Origin of the sequence: Rhodococcus sp. MS16 (assembly GCF_013277795.1) — a bacterium.
Lineage (GTDB): Bacteria > Actinomycetota > Actinomycetes > Mycobacteriales > Mycobacteriaceae > Rhodococcus_F > Rhodococcus_F globerula.
On sequence record NZ_VBTM01000005.1, the window covers coordinates 381,643 to 402,190 of the forward strand.

Here is a 20,548-nt window from a genome sequence, read left to right on the forward strand (position 1 = left end):
GAACTCAGAGCAGAATCAGCTCTCGGTGATGACACCACACGCAACGCGTGCGCCGGCGTCACCGGTGTCGAGGGTCTGCTGATCCGGCGCCGGCGCGTAACGCGTCGGGATGTTGCCGAAGTTGTCGGCACCTGCGTGGATCATGACGGACGTGCCGCCGTTTGCCACCAGCTGATCGACCGTGAACGCGTCGGTGGTGGTCACGAGGGTGGCCGAGCCGTCCTCGAGAACCTGTACGGACGTCAGGTCGCCGCTGGCGGGATGGCCGGTGTGGCCCTCTGCCTGGAAGTGTCCGCCGGCCGAGAGGAAGTTGCCCGGCTCGCCGCCGCTGGGCGCAACCGAGTTGGTCTCGCACTTGGCAATCTGGTGAACGTGGAAGCCGTGGAAGCCCGGCGTCAGGCCCTTTGCATCGAGGGTGACCTTGACGTCACTACCTTCCTGCGTGAACGTGACAGTGCCGACCTTGCTGCCGTCTGCGCCGTTCAACGTTGCGGTAACCGTCTCGGTTGCGGAGCTACCGGCATGAGCAGTCGACGACGCTCCGTGGCTTTCGCTCTCGTGTGCGCTTGGGTCGGCCGCACCCGTCCACACAGGCGGAGTTGTACCGGGGACGTTGCTGGGCTCTTCGTTGTTACTGCAGGCAGTCAAGCCGAAAGCGGCTAGTGCGACTACGGGGGCAACGACGCGCCAGGACATACGCCGGGTGCTGCTGGGGGCCATCGAACCGCTCCTTTGGGTGGCGAGGAAGTGCAACTGATCATAACGGCGTGAGTAGTACACAGACCCGACGGGTGGTCCGAACCGACGGGTCAGTTGGACGTGACGATGACGATCACACCGGGCGACGCGCTTGCGATACCGGCAAATCGTGGCTCTGCGGTCACACCGAGTTCGGCGGCAATCTGCTGCGCCGCTGCCTTCTCGGCCGCGGAAGATCCGTAGTACACCGTGGTGGTGCTCACCGTTCCTTCGCTGTAGTTACCCGTCTCCTCGACGTTCCAACCCGCAGCGGTCAATTCTTCCGCGGTTCCTGCTGCGAGCCCGGATACCGTGCTGTTGTTGAGCACCCGGACACTGACAGTCGACGGATCGACACTCACCGACGCGCCGGCTGATGTCGTGGTCGCGGACGGGCGTGTCGTCGTGGTTTCCGCGGAGTCGGTGCCGGTTTTGGCAGCCGGCGCTGTTGTCACGGGGGCAACCGCTGTTGTGGTCGCGGCCGGCGCGCTCGTCTCGGTCTGCTCGGCCGCCGTGGTGTCGGAATCGGAACCGCCGAGCGACGCCGCACCGAGCCCGATGAACACGATCGCGAGGGCGATCAGCACCATGGCGATAGCGCGTAGTGGTGGTCCGGACGGCTGCTCTTTCGGGGTACTCACACTCTCGACCCTATCGCCAGTGGGCGGTTCGACCGTTCATCGACAGAGGTTTGTGTGTAGGTTTTGCGGCTTCAGGTCACTTCGAAGCCGAGGCGACGAGCCGCCCGGGCCTTCTGCCGGCTGGCACGCAACCGGCGCAGGCGTTTGACCAGCATCGGATCGGCCGCCAACGATTCGGGGCGATCAACGAGTGCATTGAGCACCTGGTAGTAGCGGGTTGCCGACATGTCGAACAACTCTTTGATCGCTACTTCCTTCGCGCCGGCGTACTTCCACCATTGGCGTTCGAAGGAAAGAATGTCGTGTTCTCGGCGAGTAAGCCCGTCTTCGCCGACATCGTTGATTCCGGCAGAGCTGACGCCCGCAGCATCTTCGACCTCGGCGCCATCGGTCCGGCTTCGACTACGCGCAACTGCGCTGTCCATGTCACTCCTCGACTGCTGTATTCGCCGTCAGTGAGACTGTGTCCCCCTGTTGCCCGCGTTCCCCCGGGCACGTGGCCCGACCGAGCAACAAATCACATCGTTGTTCTTCAGCAACCATTGAACCACGAGGTATCGGGCGGGCCGCGATAACCACGCGGGCGCGCCGCACTATCCTTGACGCCATGGCTATCCTCCCCATCCGAATCGTCGGCGACCCGGTACTGCACGAGCCCACAAAGCCGGTCACGCAGTCTCCGGCGGAAATCGCCGAACTGATCGCCGACATGTACGAGACGATGGACGCCGCCAACGGCGTCGGCCTCGCGGCCAATCAGGTCGGTGTTTCGCTGCGTCTTTTCGTGTTCGACTGCCCAGGTGACGATCGTAGCGACACCCGCCGACGCGGAGTTGTGGTCAACCCCGTCCTCGAGACGTCGGAAATCCCCGAGACGATGCCCGATCCCGAGGACGACTTCGAAGGCTGCCTTTCCGTTCCCGGCGAGCAGTTCCCCACCGGCCGCGCAGACTGGGCCAAGGTCACCGGAACCGACGCCGACGGCAACCCTGTCGAGTACGAAGGCACCGGATTCTTCGCCCGGATGCTCCAGCACGAAACCGGCCACCTCGACGGCTTCCTGTACACCGACGTTCTGATCGGCCGGAATGCGCGCGCCGCGAAGAAGGCCATCAAGCAGTCCGGTTGGGGTAAGCCCGGATTGACCTGGACTCCGGGTACGGTCGACGATCCGTTCGGCCACGACGACGAAGACTGAGACATTTGCCCATCTCGATCGGTAGCCGGGTGGTACTGCGGTACAAGCTCCCACCCGGCTACTCGCATCCGATGACCGACGTGATCGGCACCCTCGAATCCGCGGACCCGATCACGGTTCGCGGCAACGACGGGCGTGTTGTCACCGTATCGGCGGATCAGGTAATCGCGCTCAAAGTTCTTGCAGCGCGGCCCATTCGGGTGGGCGACATCCGCAACCTCGAGATCGCTGCGGCCGCAGGTTCACCGGGAACCGAGCAGGCTCGGATCGACGGTTGGCTGCTGCGCATCGGGCACTCGCCCCATGACATGGACTCGGCACTCCCCCTCGGCGAACCCGGCGGCAGTGCGTCGCGAACCCCGGAAACGCTGGCGGCCATCCGCTCCTGGTTCGCAGATCGGGGACGTCCGACCACTCTGATGCTGCCCGACCGCCTCGGAATTGCCCCGCCCACGTGGATTTCCGGCGGCGAGGGCATCATATTTGCCGCCGACCTCGACAACGTAGCCCCGACGCCGCCACAGTTCACGACCACCATCGACGACGCTCGCGCCGGGGACTCCCTCACGCGCGTGGCCACCGGAACGATCGGCAGCGCCGACACGATGATTCTGGCTTCGGCACGAGTCGCCGTCAGCGACGCCCCCGACGGCCGTCGGTGGGCAGGTCTGCTCGATCTCGCGGTGGCGGATGCGCACCGACGGCACGGAATCGGCACTCTGATCTGCACTGACTTGCTCGGGTGGAGTCGAATCCAGGGCGCAACCCATGCTTACCTGGCCGTTCCCGAAGACAACGCCGCGGCAGTCGCCACAGCTCGCTCGCTCGGCTTCGTCGAACATCATCGCTACCGGTACGCCACCGCGCCTGTCGGTGCCTGACGCTAGGCTTGCCCGCGTGCGCATAGCTACCTGGAACGTCAACTCCGTCCGTGCCCGTACCGACCGGATCATCGATTGGCTCGACCGATCCGACGTCGATGTCCTGGCGATGCAGGAAACCAAGTGCAAGGACGAGCAGTTCCCGTACGAACGTTTCGAGGAGATCGGCTACAAGGTCGCTCACGTCGGACTCAGCCAGTGGAACGGCGTCGCTATCGCTTCTCGTGTCGGTCTCGACGACGTGCAGATCGGCTTCGAGGATCAGCCGGGCTTCACCAAGGACCCCGAAGCGGAGCAGGTGCGCGAGGCCCGCGCGATCGGCGCGACGTGTGGCGGGGTGCGGGTGTGGAGCCTGTATGTTCCCAACGGCCGTGAACTCGACGATCCCCATTACGCGTACAAGCTTGATTGGCTCGCCAAGCTGCGCGACGACGCCGAAGGCTGGCTGAAGCAGAACCCGGACGAGCAGATCGCCCTCGTCGGCGACTGGAATGTCGCACCCACCGACGAGGACGTCTGGGATCCCGCTGTCTTCGAAGGCAAGACTCATACGTCGCCGGCCGAGCGCGCTGCTTTCGACGCGTTCATCTCGTCCGGTTTCACGGACGTCGTCCGCCCCCACACTCCCGGTCCCGGCGTGTACACGTACTGGGACTACACGCAGCTCCGCTTCCCCAAGAAGCAGGGAATGCGCATCGACTTCATTCTCGGCTCGCCCGCACTGGCGGCTCGCGTCGAGTCAGCCGAAATCGATCGGAACGAGCGTAAAGGCAAGGGCGCCAGCGATCACGCCCCTGTGATCGCACAGCTGGGTTCCTGAAAAGCGGGAGCGGCGAGAAAGCGGTCAGTCCTCGACGAGCAGATCGAGATATTCGGGATGCTCGCCGAGGTATCGCTGCACGTACGAGCACACCGGGCGAACCGACCACTCACGTTCGCGGGCGCAATCCATCGAGAACTGCACCAATACGGCTGCCATTCCCTGGCCGCCGTACTCTTCCTTGACGACGGTGTGCATGTACGCCACCACATCGCCGGCTTCGTCGCCGCACCCGAGGATCTCGTCTTCGTCGCGGTAGCCGAGGATGCCGACCAGTTCGTCGCCCGCGAGCAGTTCGAACCGTTCATGTGACGGGTTGTCGATCAGCGTGATGTCGGTGTTATTCATGGCGGAGTTGTTCATGGTGGAAACCTCCACTGCTGCACGCACGGTACCCAAACTGTGATCCATGACACTCATAGAAACAGTTGCCGACGACGCTGTCCCGGGATCGCCCAATTTTCGCACCGAGAACGACCCGACCGCAATCGCACCGAGATTTTCTTTCGGTACTGAGATACAGTCGCCCGGTGCCGTTGTGAGCGCACGCGCACAAAATTTCATACAACCACCACGGGGGCTCGCACCAGCGGGCTGAGAGGACGGCTAGGGCCGTCGACCGGATGAACCTGACCGGGTAATGCCGGCGTAGGGAGCGCATTAATGCACGAGAAGTCTGTCAAAAAGACTGTCCCCAACAAGCCTGTCCACGGCGTGGCAGCTGTGACTACCGGCCCGATCGAGGGCAGCAGCAAGCACTATCTCGAATCGGATTCGCTCCGGATCCCGCTTCGACGCGTCACCCTCACCACTGGTGAGCATCTGGATCTGTACGACACGTCAGGTCCGTACACCGATACCGCCGCCACGATCGATCTCGACCGCGGCCTCCCCAGAACGCGTGACGCGTGGGAACGGAGTGCACGAGATTCGACACAATTGGAATGCGCCAGAGCCGGCGTGATCACTCCGGAGATGCGGTATTGCGCTGTCCGAGAGGGCGTTTCCGCGGAACTCATTCGATCCGAGGTGGCCAGAGGCCGGGCCGTGATCCCGGCCAACCATCGACACGGCGAACTGGAACCGATGATCATCGGCAAGAAGTTTGCCGTGAAGATCAATGCAAACATCGGAAACTCCGCCGTAACATCTTCTGTGGCAGAGGAAGTCGAGAAGATGGTGTGGGCGATCCGGTGGGGCGCCGACACCATCATGGACCTGTCGACCGGCAAGGACATCCATCTCACCCGTGAGTGGATTCTGCGCAACTCACCCGTTCCGGTTGGCACGGTTCCGATCTATCAGGCACTGGAGAAGGTCAACGGTGACCCCACCGCCCTGACGTGGAAGATCTACCGCGACACGGTAATCGAGCAGTGTGAGCAGGGTGTGGACTACATGACCGTCCACGCGGGTGTGCGAATCGGCTACATCGCTCTGACCGCCAACCGAGTGACGGGAATCGTTTCTCGCGGCGGCGCAATCATGGCCGCGTGGTGCATGCACCATCGCCAGGAGTCGTTCCTGTACACCCACTTCGACGAACTGTGCGAGATCCTGCGGCGTTACGACGTCACGTTCTCCCTCGGTGACGGTCTTCGCCCCGGTTCGATCGCCGACGCGAACGACGCCGCGCAATTCGCGGAGTTGCGCACACTGGGCGAGCTCACCCAGATCGCGAAAGCCGCGGGCGTCCAGGTCATGATCGAGGGTCCGGGACACGTTCCCATGGACAAGATCGAAGAGAACGTCCGCCTCGAGGAAGAACTGTGCGACGAGGCGCCGTTCTACACACTCGGACCGCTCGCGACGGACATCGCGCCTGCCTATGACCACATAACGTCGGCCATCGGAGCGGCGATGATCGCGCGGGCCGGAACCGCGATGCTCTGTTACGTCACCCCCAAAGAGCACCTCGGCCTGCCCAACCGCGACGACGTGAAAACCGGGGTGATCACGTACAAGATTGCCGCGCACGCTGCGGACCTCGCCAAGGGACACCCCAATGCTCAGGCCCGGGACGACGCACTGTCCAAGGCGCGCTTCGAGTTTCGTTGGCTGGATCAGTTCGCGTTGTCGCTCGATCCGGATACGGCACGAGAATTCCACGACGAGACGCTTCCGGCCGAGCCCGCCAAGACTGCGCATTTCTGTTCGATGTGCGGTCCGAAATTCTGCTCGATGCGGATCTCGGCGGACGTCCGTCAGTACGCGGACCTCCTGGAAACCGAACCTGCCCGGACCGAACTGGGGTTTCCCCAGGTCCGATCGGTAGGCTCTCCGACGTGAACCTGCTTCCCCTGACGCCCTCCGGCCAGACGCCGATTCGTGCCCTTACCATTGCCGGCACCGATTCCGGCGGCGGCGCCGGCATCCAAGCCGACTCCCGCACGATGGCAATGTGCGGCGTCCACGCGTGCGTGGCCGTTGCGGCCGTCACCGTGCAGAATTCGGTGGGCGTCAGCGGTTTCCACGAGATTCCGCCGCAGGTTGTCGCCGATCAGGTGCGGACTGTGGTCTCGGATATCGGCATCGGCGCCGCCAAGACAGGCATGCTGGCGTCGACAACCATCATCGAAGCGGTAGCTGCGGTTGCCGCGGAGGTGGGGATCGGCCGCGACCGGCCGATCCCGCTTGTCGTCGACCCCGTGTGTGCGTCGATGCACGGCGATCCTCTCCTGCACGCGGAAGCGCTCGACGCTGTCCGCAACGTCCTTATCCCCGCCGCAACTGTTGTGACACCGAACCTCGACGAAATTCGGTTGATCACCGGCATCGACGTCGAGGACGACGCCACCGCACGCCGCGCTGCCGAGGCCCTTCACGGTTTGGGCGCTCAGTGGTCCATCGTGAAGGGTGGACATCTGCGCACCTCGGACATGAGCACCGACCTGTTGTTCGACGGTGACACTTTCCTCGAGTTCAGCAGTCCCCGCATCGCGACCGGCAACGATCACGGCGGCGGCGACACACTGGCTGCTGCCATCACGTGCGCTCTGGCACACGGTTATTCGGTTCCCGACGCCGTCGCCTTCGGCAAGGAATGGGTGACCAAGTGCCTCGAGGCATCGTACGACCTCGGAGCCGGTCACGGCCCCGTGTCACCGTTGTGGCGGCTCGAAATGTAGGAGTATCAGGCCTGCCACACGCGCCAGATACCCAGATCCTGCGGTACTCCGTTCGGCGTCGTCGCAAAGAATCCGCGGCGCCACGGACGGATCTCCAGGTTCAGCTCTTCGAGGGTTCCCGGCGCAAGTTCTTCGAGAGTTGCCGCAGACATCATGACGTTGCCGTCGCCGCCCAATCCCATCATCCGGGCGGCGATGGTGACGTCGACACCCAACCAGTCGTCGCCCAGTTGCCGGGGTGTTCCGGTGTGGAGGCCGACGCGCATCTTGGGCCGATAGCCGTCGAGGTTGACGTGTGCCAGGGCTTCCTGCGCCGCGAAGACCGCGGCCACTGCCGCGTCTGGGCTGGTGAACACTGCCATGAGTCCGTCGCCCATCCGTTTCACGACGTGACCGTAGCGATCCGTGATGGGTGTTTCGACAGCCTGCGCGACCGCCCGCAGGAGCGCGAGCGTCGCCCCGTCGCCGGCGTGGAGCGACCACGTGGAGAAACCGACGAGGTCCGTGAAGACGATAGTCAGTTCCTGATCACCACGGCCTCGGCCCATCTTCTCGAGGGCCGCCTGCCACACCTGCAACGCGCCGAGGCTCATTTCCCTGGTAGCGGCCGGTTTGTGGTCGAGAAAACGATCGGCGACGCGTGCCACCGCCCGGGCGCCGCCAGGCCCCGACAGGGAGAGCGGGTCGCCGAACCCCGGGTCGCCCGGAAGCAACCGACGTACACGTCGTAGCGCCTCGACGATCTGCTGGTGTCCGTTCAGATCCGACGCGGTGTTGAGCACCGATCCGATGACCGAGCGGACGCCGGAAGGAGCGGCATCGCGCACGTCACCGGGTACTTCGCTCGGGATCGGATCGCTCATTACTCGAGAGTAACCTAGAGCTGCTCACCGCGCGCCTCATGATCACCGGGTTCGAGCCAAGGTTCTGGCCTCGCCTACCGGAACTCCGTTGAGGCCCCCGATATCCTGCGCATACGTTGCCACCGCAAACGCCACCGCAGCGGAATTCGCGGCGAGTGCGTCCCGATCGATGTTGTCGAGATTGTCCAAGGCGGTGTGATAATTCGGATCGAAACTCACGCCGGGCTCGCCGCCCCATTTCAGTGCCTGCTCGACGGTTTTCAGCTCCTCGGCTCCGCTGAACACGCCGCCTGCCGGAATTCCGATCTCGATGAACGGGCCGTAGTCCGATCGTCCGTCGAAGTCGGTTCCCTCTGCCGGAATTCCGCGACCGCCGAGATAGTCGACAAAGGTGCGTTCGATACCGGCGGAGCCTTCCGGGCCAGGACCTTCGCCGAGACCATCCGAATTGTCACCGTCGTAGACCAGATATCCGGGGTTGGGTGAGCCGAGCATGTCGAAATTCAGGTACAGCGCGATGGCCGCTTGTTCCTCCGGGCTGAGCCCGGCAACGTACTCGGTCGAGCCGACGAGGCCCAGTTCCTCGGCGCCCCAGAACGCAAACCGCACCGCGTTGGTGATGTCCGGCGAACTACCGAGCTGCAGCGCCGTCTCCAGAATGGCCGCGCTGCCACTGCCGTTGTCGTTGATACCGGGCCCCTCGGGAACGCTGTCCAGGTGAGCGCCCACCATGACAACGTCGCTGCTTGATCCGGTCTTCGTCTGCGCGATGACGTTGCGCGAGCGTGTTGTGGTGGTGACCGTGTCCAGCACCAGAGTGACGTCACCGCCCTCTGAGGCAAGCTGTTGCCCCGACGACAGGCTGATGCCTCCCGTGGGAATCCGCGCAATATCCGGATCGCCCAGGGTTCCGCCGCCCAACATCGCGTCTTCGTTGTTGACCACCAACAGTGCAGCGGCGCCCTGATCTGCTGCGATGGTCTGCTTGGCGCCGAACTGGCACACCCCGCGGGTGACGAGGACGATAGCTCCCGCAGCATCGAGCCCGTCGTAGTCGGAGGCTTCACAACCTGGTGTCTCGTCTGCGGGTACCGACACGACGCGTGCGGTGATCCCGTCCGGTCCGGTGGACGTCGAGTAGGTCAATGCGCGGACCGGAAAGTCGACTCCGCCTGAGGAGGTCAACAGCTCGGTTCCCGGGTCGAAGGAGCTGAACGCGAACTCCGGGGTTTCCACGTCGAAACCATTGTCTTCGAGCAGGTTTGCGACGTAGTCGACGCTGGCGTCGTACCCCGGGGTTTCCGTGGACCGAGTATTACCGTTGGCAGCTGCGATCTTGCCGAACTGATCGAGATGGCCCATGACCGCGTCGACGGTGACCGTCCCCGAGAAGGCCTGCGGTTCGATCAGCGCCGTGTCTGCGGGCCTGGCCCCCGCCGAACATCCACCAAGCACCAGAACCCCGGCTATGCCGATTGCCAACGCGTGATGGAGTCTCATGCGCGAAAGAGTAACCGCGGGAGCCGATAAGGAAACGGCAGTGCGCCCTTATCAACCGCGGGCGGTCGACAAGGGCGCACAGTGTCAGGCGTCGAGGTCAGGCGTCGAGGTCAGGCGTCGCGGCGATTCACCAGGACAATGCTGATGCCGAAGATGACCAGCACGAACACCGCGAAGTAGATCAGGCTGCCCCACGGTCCCCAGTGGAAATCGCCGGTCGTCATTTCAGGGCTGAGGAAGTGGTTTGCGTTGTTGAAGGGCAGGAACGGCATGATCTTCTCGCCGAAGCTGCCGAACAGTGAAAAGAGGCTCTCGATGAGCAGTGGCCACAGCAGCAGCAAGGCGATCGCGCCGGCCGACTGACGAATGATCGCACCGACACCCACGGCTAGTACCACGCAGAAGAACGCGTAGATCGGGATGCCGTACATCGCGCGCCAGTCAGAGCTGCTCGACAGCGTCAAGCCGACGCTGGCGTCGGCACCGGCCAAGACCTTGGCCATCGCGTAGGCACCGAATGCCAGAACGAAGGTCAGGACTGCCCCGAATCCACCGATCAGGCCGGCTTTGGCGGCGAGAACCGATGCCCGATTGGGCACTGCCTGGAATGTGGTGCGAATCGTTCCGAAGCGGTACTCACTGGTGATCGCGAGTGCCGCCATGATCATGAGGACCATGATTCCGAAGCCCGAGATTCCGGCGGTGGCAAGTGCCGCGTCGAGTTCGGGGGCGCCTTGGGCGTCCGACGTCAGCGCAGACTTGGCTACCGTGCCCATGATGGCGGCAAATCCGAGAGCGAGAACAACGATGATGACCGAGCACCAGAGTGGCGATTTGGTCGTGGTGATCTTGATGCGTTCAGCACTGAGAACAGCCATTACAGTGCACCTCCCATGACATTCTGGTGAGCGTTCGGTTGCGCGACGGCGGGGCCTGTGACCCCGGTCGCGTGGTACTGGACATCGTCGCCGGTGAGCTTCATGAAGGCATCCTCGAGCGAACCACGCTGAGAAGCCAACTCGTGCAGCACAATTCCCTGCGCACCAGCCAAGTTACCCACGATTTCGGTGGTGGAATCGACAACGACCAGAGCGGGAACAACACTCGAACCGTCTTCGCGCACCGTCAATCCCTGCGACGTCAACACGCTGCGCAATGCATCGAGCTGAGGACTACGCACTCGAACCGTCGACTCGGACGAACGATCGACGAACTCGGCGACAGTCGAGTCCGAGATCAGTCGACCTCGACCGATGACAACCAATTGTTCCGCGGTCAAAGCCATTTCCGACAGCAAGTGGCTCGACACCAGCACGGTGCGTCCCTCGGCAGCCAGTCGCTGCATGAACTTACGGATCCAGACGATGCCCTCCGGATCGAGACCGTTGACGGGCTCGTCGAACAGGAGCACCTTCGGGTCACCCAGCAGCGCACCGGCCAGGCCGAGACGCTGAGACATGCCGAGCGAGAACCCGCCGGCCTTCTTGCCCGCAACCTCGGACAGCCCCACGAGGCCGAGAACCTCATCCACCCGAGACTTCGGAATCCCGTTCGACGCGGCCATCCACTGCAGGTGCGCCCTGGCGCTGCGGTTCGGATGAACCCACTTCGCGTCGAGCAAAGCGCCGACGGTACGCAACGGATCCTTGAGCTCGCGGTACGACTTGCCTTCGATCAGCGCCTCACCCGACGTCGGGCGATCCAACCCCAGGATCATCCGCATCGTCGTCGACTTGCCGGCGCCGTTGGGTCCGAGGAACCCGGTGACGATGCCGGGGCGGACGGTGAACGTCAGATCGTCCACCGCCTTGGTCGGTCCGTAAACCTTGGTCAATCCCCTCAGTTCAATCATGAGGAGAACTCTGCCTGATCCGGCACCGCCTGCACATCGGTCGCAGGTCTAGTTCGACGTGGTACCCAGGTAGGACGTGGACCCCGGGAACCACCCCGAGAAGACCCCTAGGAGGATGCCTGCGCCCAGAATCGTTTCGGGATCCGGCCGGCGTGCCTGGCCTCGAAACCGGCAACGACGGCATGACGCATCGCCGACGCCATGAGCGCGGGATTCTTGGCCCTGGTGACCGCCGTTGCGAGAAGCACTGCGTCGCAGCCCAGCTCCATGGCAAGTGTTGCGTCGCTGGCCGTTCCGATTCCGGCGTCGAGAATGACCGGCACGCCTGCGCGCTCGACGATCATCTCGATATTGTGCGGGTTCGCGATGCCCAGCCCGGTCCCGATGGGCGAACCGAGCGGCATGACCGCCGCGCAACCGACCTCTTCGAGCCGAAGCGCCAGAACCGGATCGTCCGTCGTGTACGGCAGCACGGTAAATCCGTCGTCGACCAATTGTTCTGCAGCGGAGACAAGTTCGATGGCGTCGGGCAGCAGGGTTCGCTCGTCGGCGATGACTTCGAGTTTCACCCAACTGGTCTCGAGCGCTTCACGTGCCAACTGCGCCGTCAACACTGCTTCGGCCGCGCCGCGGCATCCGGCCGTGTTCGGTAGTGGTTCGATTCCGAGGCGCCGAAGCAGATCCAGCACGCCGGTACCGCCGGCAGCGTCGACGCGTCGCATCGCGACAGTGGTCAGTTCGGTGCCGGACGCGACCAGCGCTTCCTTGAGAACTGCGAGGTTGGCAGCGCCGCCGGTGCCGGTGATGAGCCGCGAGCCGAACGTACGGCCCGCGATAGTCAGGAGATCGTGTTCAGCCACCCTGCACCGCCGTGAGGATCTCGATTTCCCAACCACGCGAGACGGATTCGTCCCAGCGCCCACGCGGGAAGAGCGCACCGTCGACGGCGACGGCAATGCCCTTGCTTGGCAGTTCGAGGTGTGTCAGAAGTTCGGTCACCGTGACGGCTCGATCGAATTCGAGTTCTTCGCCGTTGACGGTGATCCCGATCGGGACCTGCTCACTCATGAATTTTCCTTCACTGCTGCGAACCGCTGGGGTTCGGTTCCTTTGACCTCGACCAATGATGTGCCGTTCAACAACGCGAGTGTCGCGTCTGCGGTGACCGGAGTCAGGAGCACACCGTTCCTGCCGTGCCCGGTAGAGATGACAACACGCTCCGAGACCCGGCCGATCAGCGGCAGGTTGTCCGGCGTCATCGGACGCAAGCCGGCCGCGCACTCGTAGAGTTCGTATTCACCGATCGCCGGCATGAGTGCTTCGGCGTCGTTGATCAGGTCTCGCACACCGGCCATGGTGACCTGCGTGTCCTCGCCCGATTCGTATTGTGTTGCACCGACCACGATTCCGTCGCCGCGCGGCACGAGGTACGCGGGTCGGCCGTGGACGCTGCCGCGGATGGTTCGACTGGGCGCCGGCGTCACTCCCGGCCGGCTGCGCAAACGCAGGATCTCACCTTTGACCGGCCGAACGGGTAATCCTGGCCACAGCTTCGGTGAGGTGATTCCCGCGCTCAGCACGATCTGATCGGTATCGAGTTCCGCGAGATCGTGGACAGCGCGGTTGATCAATTCGACGCCCGACGCCACGCACGCGGCCTGCAGAGCGGCCAGCAACACACGATTGTCGACAGCGGATTCACCGACAGCCATGAGCCCCGAGCGAATGCCGCGGCCGAGCATCGGTTCGAGTTCACGGATCTGCGCTCGGCCGAGGATCTGTAGTTCGTGTCCCTGCGCGCTGACCCATTCCGCGATGGTCGCCAGGTCCTGGGCGTCGGCGCTGTCGAGAGCGACGGTGAGTGAACTGTCGGTGGTGAACACCGACGGTCCGAACTTCTGCAGGTGCGCGCCGAAATCCGGCCACCGCTCCAACGAGGCTGCGCCGACGGTCAATGCCGTTTCCTCACCTGGCCATCCTTCGGACAGCGGGGCGAGCATTCCACCGGCGACCCAGGATGCGCCGGTTCCGATCGCCGGGTCGTACAGCTGTACTGCCCATCCGTCGCGCGCTGCGTACCAGGCAATGGACAGTCCGATGACTCCCCCGCCGACCACCGCAACCGAGCGTGCGTGCGTGCTCATGACAAATTCCACCCTTTTCTTCCTGCGCCGGCATGATCCGGGTCAGGTCTGACGGTCGGGATCTTTGCCGCGATCCCCTCTCAGCCCCACGAACTTTGCCTTCGCGACAAATGCGACAGCACAGTTTCGGGACTCCCGTGTCGAACCTTGCTTCCTAGAGGCTACCGTTTGCTTCGTGCACCCCACACATCCCAGTAACCTCTTCGACCGGCGCGAGCGCCTGGCAGCAGCACGGCTGTACCTGTGCACCGACGCACGTCGCGACAAAGGCGACCTTGCACAGTTCGCGGAAGCCGCGTTGTCCGGTGGCGTCGACATCATTCAGCTCCGGGACAAGGGCTCCGCGGGCGAGCGCGAGTTCGGGCCGCTCGAAGCCAAGGACGAGCTGATCGCGCTTGGCGTTCTCTCGGCTGCCGCGAGGCGTCACGGCGCACTCCTGGCCGTCAACGACCGCGCCGACCTGGCCATGGCGTCAGGCGCCGATGTGTTGCACCTCGGCCAGAACGACATCCCCGTCCCCTACGCGCGGACGGTTGTCGGCGACGACGTTGTCATCGGCCGTTCCACGAGCTCACGCGCGCAGGCAAGTTTGGCTGCAATCGAAGAGGGCGTCGACTACTTCTGCACCGGCCCCGTCTGGGCGACACCGACCAAGCCGAACCGCAGCGCGGCCGGCTTGGATCTGGTCCGCTCGACTGCCGATGCAACGCCGACGCGCCCCTGGTTTGCGATCGGCGGCATCGACGAGGCGCGCGTTCCGGAGGTCGTCGAAGCCGGAGCCACCCGAATTGTCGTCGTTCGTGCGATCACGGAAGCCGCGGATCCGCAGGCAGCCGCGCGCCGCCTCGCCGACATGATGGTGTTCTAGTTACCTTCCAGTTCAGCTCGCGGCCAGCTGCAAGTTCCGGACTGGTCAACTTGTCCAGTTCGACAAGAAACAAGCTGCACGATTGTCCGTTAACCAGCCCGAATGATCCCAATTAGTGATTTTGGTCACAGATCTGTCCATTGGTCCCGCATTCAACACTCTCCTGATATAGCTTACCTTCAGCTAACAATTCGAATTTAGGAGTTTTCATGGGATCGATCGACACCGCCTCGCTGAGCACCGCTTCACTCGAAGACTTGAACCTCGGCAAGATCAGCGAACTGCTCAAGCTCGGCATCACCGCCGTTTCCTTCATCACCGCGCTGAACACGCTCAGCTGAGCGCCGTTTCGGCTGGCTGCGGACCCTTCGTTCGCGTTGCCGCCCGCGCCGAAACTACAACGAAAAGGGTCGGGCTCTGACGAGTCCGACCCTTCTTGTATTTCTCGGGAGTGTCTTACGCCTGAGCGCGAGAAGCCGTCCTACGCCTGGGCGCGAGATGCCTCCGAGGCGTCTTGTAGAGAATCCGCACTACCCGACGTCCAACCGAATCGTCCGTCCGGCAATACAACAGTCCGGGCACCGCCTTGATCCGTTCCCTCGTCCGCCGGAACAACCGACGTTCGCAAGCTCGGCCAGGCCGAATGAAATCCTGGATGTAGCGGCAGGCTCTCGACGTCGTCCTCTCGCACCCACCGCAATTCGGTGCTCTCACCGTTCGCGACCGTCTCGAGTGGACTTTCGACGTCTGCAACCACCGTCGTATAGGTCCATCCGCTCTCGGCGCGCATGGTGACGACGTCTCCCCGCACCCGCACCGACGACTCGTCGATTCCGGCTTCTTCGTGTGCTTCTCGAACTGCCGCATGCGTTGTGTTTTCGTGCGAGTCACGCGCGCCACCCGGCAAAGCCCAGGTTCCGCCCTGATGGCTCCACGCCGCACGATGCTGGAGCAGCACCATCGGAGTTCCGTCTACGTCAGGGGCACGCAACAACAATCCGGCGGCGCCGTGACGCCCCCAATGCCGAGTTCCGTCCGATCCGACCGACCAACCGTCACCGTCACCACGCATCGACTACCTCGCCCTGCCTTTAAATTCGCCACTATCCTGCCCCACACTAACCCGTTCAATCTGCCCTCGGTGCGGACCATACTTATATGCTCGCGAAGAGGCCGCAATCCAGTGATCCTCCAGCCCGAGTGCAGAGAGTGAGAGGTGTTCGATGGTCAGCCGCGTGACACCCTCCCTCGAGCCTCGCACCGCACCCGCTCCGCCTGACGAGGACCCGGTGGATACAGCCGCCTCCAGGCCGATGATCCAGAGCGAACTTCGCGATTTCATGACGTCGACCCCCGGGCGCCTCACCGCTGTCGGGATAGTCCTGATCTTGCTCACCCTGGCGGCGGGATTCCTGGCCGCCGCGACTATCGAGAACCGTCAAGCGCGCCTGGGCAACGTCCTGACGGAAACCGAACCGCTTGCCAACTCCGCTCAGAATCTCTACAGCGCGCTGTCGGTTGCCGACGCGGCCGCAGCCACCGCGTTCATCTGGGGTGGACTGGAACCGCCGGCGGTTCGCGACCGCTATACACAGTCGATCGGCGAGGCGTCGGCAGAAATAGTGAACGCGTCCGCCGGACTCGACACTGTGGACATGGCCGGCCAAGCCGCCCTCACCTCCATCTCGACCGACCTCACTGTGTACACCGGGCTGATCGAGACGGCGCGTGCCAACAATCGCGTCGGAAACCCTGTGGGCGCCGCGTATCTCGGCGAGGCGTCGAATCTGATGCAAACGTCCTTGCTTCCCACGGCTCAGCACCTGCATTCCGCACAAGAAGCGCAGGTCACCAAGGTTCAGAATGATTTTGTCCGCCCACCGTGGTGGCCGATCATCGCATTTGCACTGGCATTGTCCATGCTCATCGCAGTCCAGATCCGCATCGCGCAACACAGCCGTCGACGCTTCAATCTCGGATTGATCCTCGCCTCGATATCTGTTGCTGCAGCGCTGATCTGGCTGTTGACGGTCGGGTTGATCTCGGCGATCACCACCACCCGCGCGCTCGACGCGGGAGCGGGTCCGCTGCACGAGTTGACCGAGGCCCGCATCATGGCCCAGCAAGCGCGAACAGTTGAGACTCTGGGTTTGGCCCAGCGTGATTCCGACGGCGACGAGACCGACATCTTCATCAACAAGGTGAGCAACGTCGACGCCATTCTCCGTGAGCTGCAAGGCAATGGGCGGTCGGGAGTTGATACCGCCGTGCTCACGCAGGCGATCGACGCCCGCGATCAATGGGTGGCGGCGCACGATCGGATGGCTCTGCGCCTCGGCGTCGGAGATTTCACGGGAGCTGCGAACATCGCCGTCGGATCGGGTGCGGAAGATTCCGCTGCCGAGTACCGCGCGCTCGACGACGCCTTGTGGGAAGCGATAACGGATTCCCGTGAGAGCCTTCGCGCCGACATCTCACACGCCTCGCGTGTGTTGTCAGCGTCGGCTCCGGGAGTGACGATGCTGGCCGTACTTGGCGTTGTCGGTATCGCCGCCGGATTCTGGCCACGGCTGCGGGAGTATCAGTGAGCGGCAGAGGAAAAGCGCGTGCGCTGGTTGCGGCAGGTGCGGCCGCGCTGTTCCTGGTTGCGTGCGGCGGCCAACCCGGCGAGGAGCTCATCTCGTCCACCACCACGCCATACACGCAGCCGCCGCTACCTGCTGAAGCGACCATCGCGCCCAGCCCTACGCCGACAACGTCGGCCGACTGTGGAGATCCGACGGCCAGCCTGCGTCCGGTCCCGGCCGACGCAAATCCTCGCCCGCCGCAGCCGAGTGTCGACAAGATTCGCGAACGTGGCCGCCTCATCGTCGGACTCGATACCGGCAGCAACCTCATGAGCTTCCGGGATCCCGCAACCGGACGCCTCGAGGGTTTCGACGTCGACATCGCCCGCGAAGTTGCCCGCGATGTCCTCGGCGATCCCGAGAAGATCGAATACCGAATCCTGACGTCCGACGAGCGGATCGAAGCCCTGCAGGATTCCACCGTGGACATCGTCGTCAAGACCATGTCCATCACCTGCGAGCGGCGGGAGAAGATCGAGTTCTCCAGTGAATACTTCACTGCGCGCCAACGCATTCTGGTCGTACGGGGATCCGATATTCGCAATATCGACGACCTGGCCGATAAACGGGTCTGTGTCGCGAACGGGACGACGTCACTGAGCCGCATCCAGAAACTACAACCCGCGGCCACGGTTGTCACTGTGCCGATGTGGTCGGATTGCCTTGTGGTACTTCAACAAGGGCAGGTAGACGCCATCAGCACCGACGACACCATTCTTGCCGGACTTGCCTCGCAGGACCCGTATCTCGACATGGTCGGAAGTTCGTTGGGCACCGAACCGTACGGGATCGGTATCAACGCGGGCAACACCGATCTGGTCCGATTCGTGAACGGCACCCTGGACCGGATCCGCACCGACGGCACCTGGAACTCTCTCTACGACCGTTGGCTCACCATGCTCGGACCGACTCCTGGTCCCCCACCTGCCGCGTATCGGGATTGAGGCGGTCATGACAGAATCTCGAGATCCGAAAGACGAGGATCAGAACGGCGGGGATCGGAACGGCGAGCCCGATCATGCTGCCACACAGGCAGCGCCACGATTCGAGCCGGATTTCACCGCGGCCACTGCCCGCCCCGAGCAGACATCCGCACAGTTACGTGAGTCCGTTCCATCCTCCGTATCGACGCCGACGGGCCGGTCCACTCGTTCCCGCCGATCACGCTCGACACGCAAACTCCGTCTGGGCGGCGGTCTGGTCGAGGTTCCCCCGGTTCCCCACGTAGACCCGGCGTCGGCGGTGATGAGCGATGCGACGGTTCCCGAACGCAAACGTTTCTGTTGGAAGTGCGGAGAACCGGTGGGCCGCAAAGCGGCAGGCACGTCCGCGCGCCAGAGTGGTGTGTGCCCCAAGTGCGGTTCGACTTTCGACTTCCGTCCGCTGCTCGAAGAAGGCGAACTGGTTTCCGGTCAGTACGAGGTGCAGGGGCCGATAGCTCACGGTGGCCTCGGGTGGATCTATCTCGCGATCGACCGCAATGTCAGCGACCGCTGGGTAGTTCTGAAGGGACTCTTACACTTCGGTGATTCCGAGGCACAGGCCGTCGCGGTTGCCGAACGGCAGTTCCTCGCAGAAGTAGCGCATCCCAGCATCGTCAAGATCTTCAACTTCGTCGAGCACCCTCGCCCCGACGGCACCCCCATGGGCTACATCGTCATGGAATACGTCGGTGGGCGATCGCTCCGAGAAGTACTCGCTACGTTCCCCGACGGCCGTCACATGCCGATCGAGCAGGCCATCGGGTATGTATTGGAAATTCTTCCCGCCCTGAGTTATCTGCACTCCACCGGCTTGGCGTACAACGACCTCAAACCCGAGAACGTCATGGTCACCGAGGACCAGTTGAAACTCATCGACCTTGGCGCCGTGTCGGGAATCGAAGATTTCGGATACCTGTACGGCACAGCGGGTTACCAGGCCCCCGAGATCATCGAGACCGGGCCGACGGTTGCGTCCGACATCTACACCGTCGGCCGTACACTTGCCGTGCTCACTCTCGACATGCCCTCCAAACACGGCCGTTACCTCGACGGTCTTCCCGATCCTGCCGACGAGCCGGTGCTGAGCGAGTACGAGTTCTTCCACCGGTTGCTTCTGCGCGCCACCGATCCGGATCCGAAGAAACGATTCCAGTCTGCGGACGAGATCGGCGGCCAACTCGTCGGTGTTCTCCATGAGGTACTGGCGCACCAGAGCGGCCAGGAAAACCCGGGACTCTCACTCGTATTCAGTAGACAACGAACCTCTTTCGGCACCGACGATCTGGTTGCGCAGACCGACGTGTACGTCGACGGCAATTCCCGCGACAGCGGTCTCGATCCACTCGAGGTTGCGCATGCACTCCCCATCCCCTTGGTCGACCCCACCGATCCGAGTGCACCGTTGCTGGCCGCGGCCGTCCACAGTGAGCCGTCCCAGACCCTCGACGCACTCCGACGCGCCCGTGAGGGTGGGATCGATCGGGTTGCCTCAGCAACCGAGGCGGCGTTTTCCGGGGAGTTCCGACTGGCCGAAGCCAAAGCGCACCTGGACCTGAGTGATCCCGAAGCCGCGCAGAAGATACTCGACGACCTGCATTCCACCATCGGCGACCATTGGAAGATCGAGTGGTACCGCGGACTGGTGGGATTGCAGCAGAGCGCATTCGAATCGGCTTTCACCCATTTCGAATCGGTTCTCACGGCTTTGCCCGGCGAGTTGGCGCCTAAACTCGCGCTGGCCGCAACCGCCGAATTAGTACTGCAACAATGGGATTCCGAGGATCCTGATCAATGGTGCCGCTTCGCCGGTAAGTACTACCGCACGGTGTGGCGGACCGACCACAACTACGTCAGCGCGGCATTCGGGTTGGCACGCCAACTTGCCGAACGCGGCGACACCGGTGCCGCGGTCACGGCGCTGGACGAGGTCCCCACCAGCTCACGCCATTACAACGTTGCCCGCATGACCAGCGTGCTGACGATGCTCTCGCGCACCGAGATAGCAAACCTCGACGAGGCAACTCTCCGAGAGGCTGCCAGACGCGTCCGCGCCCTGCCGGCCGACGAGGGTCGCTGCCTGCAGATGCGGACCCTGGTACTGGGCACGGCACTGGACTGGATCAGGGCCGGAAACCGAGCGCACGACGAACTCGAACCCATCCTCGATCTGCCCTTCACCGAGCGCGGTTTGCGCACGGGTGCCGAAATGTGTCTTCGGACGCTGGCCCGTACCACCGTCTCCCGAACGCATCGCTATGCTCTGGTCGACCTCGCGAACAGCGTTCGGCCGCACAGTAATTTCTGA

Annotated in this window: 22 protein-coding genes and 2 riboswitches; of the genes, 10 read left to right on the top strand and 12 right to left on the bottom strand. The window is 63.5% G+C overall.

Annotated elements, in window-relative coordinates; genetic code table 11:
- Positions 1-15: 15 nt before the first annotated feature.
- The 3 genes from FEZ60_RS14625 to FEZ60_RS14635 all read right to left on the bottom strand — a co-directional run bounded on the left by FEZ60_RS14625 (position 16) and on the right by FEZ60_RS14635 (position 1,804).
- A complete protein-coding gene (locus FEZ60_RS14625) occupies positions 16-720 on the bottom strand; it encodes a superoxide dismutase family protein (protein ID WP_033235601.1) in 705 nt (234 codons plus the stop codon).
- An 89-nt stretch (positions 721-809) separates the two neighbouring features.
- Entirely contained in the window at positions 810-1,379 is a 570-nt protein-coding gene (locus FEZ60_RS14630) for a LytR C-terminal domain-containing protein (RefSeq protein WP_033235602.1), read from the bottom strand.
- 71 nt (positions 1,380-1,450) lie between these two features.
- Positions 1,451-1,804: a DUF3263 domain-containing protein gene (locus FEZ60_RS14635; protein WP_033235603.1), complete on the bottom strand. Its 354-nt coding sequence runs from the start codon at positions 1,802-1,804 to the stop codon at positions 1,451-1,453.
- Positions 1,805-1,986: 182 nt separating this feature from the next.
- On the opposite strand from FEZ60_RS14635, the gene FEZ60_RS14640 reads away from it, so the two are divergent.
- The 3 genes from FEZ60_RS14640 to FEZ60_RS14650 are packed head-to-tail and all read left to right on the top strand — an operon-like array spanning position 1,987 to position 4,278.
- Positions 1,987-2,577: a peptide deformylase gene (locus FEZ60_RS14640; RefSeq protein ID WP_033235604.1), complete on the top strand. Its 591-nt coding sequence runs from the start codon at positions 1,987-1,989 to the stop codon at positions 2,575-2,577.
- A 29-nt stretch (positions 2,578-2,606) separates the two neighbouring features.
- Positions 2,607-3,458 carry a GNAT family N-acetyltransferase gene (locus FEZ60_RS14645; RefSeq protein WP_346343377.1) on the top strand — a complete coding sequence of 284 codons (852 nt, stop codon included), beginning with the start codon at positions 2,607-2,609 and terminating at the stop codon, positions 3,456-3,458.
- Between the two features lie 16 nt (positions 3,459-3,474).
- Positions 3,475-4,278, top strand: a complete 804-nt coding sequence (locus FEZ60_RS14650; RefSeq protein ID WP_033235606.1) for an exodeoxyribonuclease III — start codon at positions 3,475-3,477, stop codon at positions 4,276-4,278.
- A gap of 24 nt (positions 4,279-4,302) precedes the next feature.
- Here the strand turns inward: FEZ60_RS14650 and FEZ60_RS14655 are convergent, their stop codons facing one another.
- Entirely contained in the window at positions 4,303-4,689 is a 387-nt protein-coding gene (locus tag FEZ60_RS14655) for a GNAT family N-acetyltransferase (RefSeq protein ID WP_033235798.1), read from the bottom strand.
- A 152-nt stretch (positions 4,690-4,841) separates the two neighbouring features.
- A riboswitch (TPP riboswitch) is annotated at positions 4,842-4,949 on the top strand.
- Between FEZ60_RS14655 and thiC the strand changes: the two genes are divergently transcribed.
- Complete coding sequence (gene thiC, locus FEZ60_RS14660; RefSeq protein WP_172936351.1) at positions 4,942-6,567, top strand: phosphomethylpyrimidine synthase ThiC; 1,626 nt, start codon at positions 4,942-4,944, stop codon at positions 6,565-6,567. It overlaps the preceding riboswitch by 8 nt.
- Positions 6,564-7,406, top strand: a complete 843-nt coding sequence (thiD, locus tag FEZ60_RS14665) for a bifunctional hydroxymethylpyrimidine kinase/phosphomethylpyrimidine kinase (protein WP_092802335.1) — start codon at positions 6,564-6,566, stop codon at positions 7,404-7,406. Before thiC ends, thiD begins: the two co-directional genes overlap by 4 nt.
- A gap of 5 nt (positions 7,407-7,411) precedes the next feature.
- On the opposite strand, the gene FEZ60_RS14670 is transcribed toward thiD, so the two are convergent.
- The 7 genes from FEZ60_RS14670 to thiO all read right to left on the bottom strand — a co-directional run bounded on the left by FEZ60_RS14670 (position 7,412) and on the right by thiO (position 13,765).
- The gene (locus FEZ60_RS14670; RefSeq protein WP_172936352.1) at positions 7,412-8,269 is read right to left on the bottom strand and encodes an adenylate/guanylate cyclase domain-containing protein; all 858 of its coding nucleotides are present in this window, start codon (positions 8,267-8,269) and stop codon (positions 7,412-7,414) included.
- A 42-nt stretch (positions 8,270-8,311) separates the two neighbouring features.
- Positions 8,312-9,769, bottom strand: coding sequence for a M28 family peptidase (locus FEZ60_RS14675; RefSeq protein WP_172936353.1), 1,458 nt, complete (start codon positions 9,767-9,769; stop codon positions 8,312-8,314).
- Positions 9,770-9,879: 110 nt separating this feature from the next.
- Positions 9,880-10,647, bottom strand: coding sequence for an ABC transporter permease subunit (locus FEZ60_RS14680; RefSeq protein ID WP_033235609.1), 768 nt, complete (start codon positions 10,645-10,647; stop codon positions 9,880-9,882).
- The gene (locus FEZ60_RS14685) at positions 10,647-11,621 is read right to left on the bottom strand and encodes an ATP-binding cassette domain-containing protein (protein ID WP_033235610.1); all 975 of its coding nucleotides are present in this window, start codon (positions 11,619-11,621) and stop codon (positions 10,647-10,649) included. The genes FEZ60_RS14680 and FEZ60_RS14685 overlap by 1 nt, the downstream gene beginning before the upstream one ends.
- Before the next feature lie 107 nt (positions 11,622-11,728).
- Positions 11,729-12,481 carry a thiazole synthase gene (gene thiG, locus FEZ60_RS14690; protein ID WP_172936354.1) on the bottom strand — a complete coding sequence of 251 codons (753 nt, stop codon included), beginning with the start codon at positions 12,479-12,481 and terminating at the stop codon, positions 11,729-11,731.
- On the bottom strand, positions 12,474-12,689 hold the full coding sequence (gene thiS / locus FEZ60_RS14695) for a sulfur carrier protein ThiS (RefSeq protein ID WP_033235612.1): 216 nt from the start codon (positions 12,687-12,689) through the stop codon (positions 12,474-12,476). Before thiS ends, thiG begins: the two co-directional genes overlap by 8 nt.
- A complete protein-coding gene (gene thiO / locus FEZ60_RS14700) occupies positions 12,686-13,765 on the bottom strand; it encodes a glycine oxidase ThiO (RefSeq protein ID WP_095887948.1) in 1,080 nt (359 codons plus the stop codon). Before thiO ends, thiS begins: the two co-directional genes overlap by 4 nt.
- A gap of 2 nt (positions 13,766-13,767) precedes the next feature.
- A riboswitch (TPP riboswitch) is annotated at positions 13,768-13,914 on the bottom strand.
- 26 nt (positions 13,915-13,940) lie between these two features.
- Here thiO and thiE point away from each other — a divergent pair.
- Both thiE and FEZ60_RS32910 read left to right on the top strand, forming a co-directional pair.
- The gene (gene thiE / locus FEZ60_RS14705) at positions 13,941-14,633 is read left to right on the top strand and encodes a thiamine phosphate synthase (protein WP_172936355.1); all 693 of its coding nucleotides are present in this window, start codon (positions 13,941-13,943) and stop codon (positions 14,631-14,633) included.
- A 209-nt stretch (positions 14,634-14,842) separates the two neighbouring features.
- The gene (locus tag FEZ60_RS32910) at positions 14,843-14,974 is read left to right on the top strand and encodes a hypothetical protein (protein WP_255285215.1); all 132 of its coding nucleotides are present in this window, start codon (positions 14,843-14,845) and stop codon (positions 14,972-14,974) included.
- Between the two features lie 140 nt (positions 14,975-15,114).
- On the opposite strand, the gene FEZ60_RS14710 is transcribed toward FEZ60_RS32910, so the two are convergent.
- The gene (locus FEZ60_RS14710) at positions 15,115-15,705 is read right to left on the bottom strand and encodes an NUDIX hydrolase (RefSeq protein WP_045064023.1); all 591 of its coding nucleotides are present in this window, start codon (positions 15,703-15,705) and stop codon (positions 15,115-15,117) included.
- 163 nt (positions 15,706-15,868) lie between these two features.
- Between FEZ60_RS14710 and FEZ60_RS14715 the strand changes: the two genes are divergently transcribed.
- From FEZ60_RS14715 to FEZ60_RS14725, 3 genes are read left to right on the top strand one after another with little or no spacing between them, the layout of a single operon-like run.
- The gene (locus FEZ60_RS14715) at positions 15,869-17,221 is read left to right on the top strand and encodes a hypothetical protein (protein ID WP_258956882.1); all 1,353 of its coding nucleotides are present in this window, start codon (positions 15,869-15,871) and stop codon (positions 17,219-17,221) included.
- A gap of 53 nt (positions 17,222-17,274) precedes the next feature.
- A complete protein-coding gene (locus tag FEZ60_RS14720; protein WP_242484647.1) occupies positions 17,275-18,204 on the top strand; it encodes a glutamate ABC transporter substrate-binding protein in 930 nt (309 codons plus the stop codon).
- A gap of 7 nt (positions 18,205-18,211) precedes the next feature.
- A complete protein-coding gene (locus tag FEZ60_RS14725) occupies positions 18,212-20,548 on the top strand; it encodes a serine/threonine-protein kinase (RefSeq protein ID WP_172936356.1) in 2,337 nt (778 codons plus the stop codon).

Bases quoted from the DNA above. Each gene is read 5' to 3' on its own strand.
- FEZ60_RS14625 (WP_033235601.1), bottom strand. From the start codon at position 720: ATGGCCCCCAGCAGCACCCGGCGTATGTCCTGGCGCGTCGTTGCCCCC.
- FEZ60_RS14635 (WP_033235603.1), bottom strand. From the start codon at position 1,804: ATGGACAGCGCAGTTGCGCGTAGTCGAAGCCGGACCGATGGCGCCGAG.
- FEZ60_RS14640 (WP_033235604.1), top strand. From the start codon at position 1,987: ATGGCTATCCTCCCCATCCGAATCGTCGGCGACCCGGTACTGCACGAG.
- FEZ60_RS14655 (WP_033235798.1), bottom strand. From the start codon at position 4,689: ATGGATCACAGTTTGGGTACCGTGCGTGCAGCAGTGGAGGTTTCCACC.
- thiC (WP_172936351.1), top strand. From the start codon at position 4,942: ATGCACGAGAAGTCTGTCAAAAAGACTGTCCCCAACAAGCCTGTCCAC.
- FEZ60_RS14670 (WP_172936352.1), bottom strand. From the start codon at position 8,269: ATGAGCGATCCGATCCCGAGCGAAGTACCCGGTGACGTGCGCGATGCC.
- FEZ60_RS14675 (WP_172936353.1), bottom strand. From the start codon at position 9,769: ATGAGACTCCATCACGCGTTGGCAATCGGCATAGCCGGGGTTCTGGTG.
- FEZ60_RS14680 (WP_033235609.1), bottom strand. From the start codon at position 10,647: ATGGCTGTTCTCAGTGCTGAACGCATCAAGATCACCACGACCAAATCG.
- FEZ60_RS14685 (WP_033235610.1), bottom strand. From the start codon at position 11,621: ATGATTGAACTGAGGGGATTGACCAAGGTTTACGGACCGACCAAGGCG.
- thiS (WP_033235612.1), bottom strand. From the start codon at position 12,689: ATGAGTGAGCAGGTCCCGATCGGGATCACCGTCAACGGCGAAGAACTC.
- thiO (WP_095887948.1), bottom strand. From the start codon at position 13,765: ATGAGCACGCACGCACGCTCGGTTGCGGTGGTCGGCGGGGGAGTCATC.
- FEZ60_RS32910 (WP_255285215.1), top strand. From the start codon at position 14,843: ATGGGATCGATCGACACCGCCTCGCTGAGCACCGCTTCACTCGAAGAC.
- FEZ60_RS14710 (WP_045064023.1), bottom strand. From the start codon at position 15,705: ATGCGTGGTGACGGTGACGGTTGGTCGGTCGGATCGGACGGAACTCGG.
- FEZ60_RS14725 (WP_172936356.1), top strand. From the start codon at position 18,212: ATGACAGAATCTCGAGATCCGAAAGACGAGGATCAGAACGGCGGGGAT.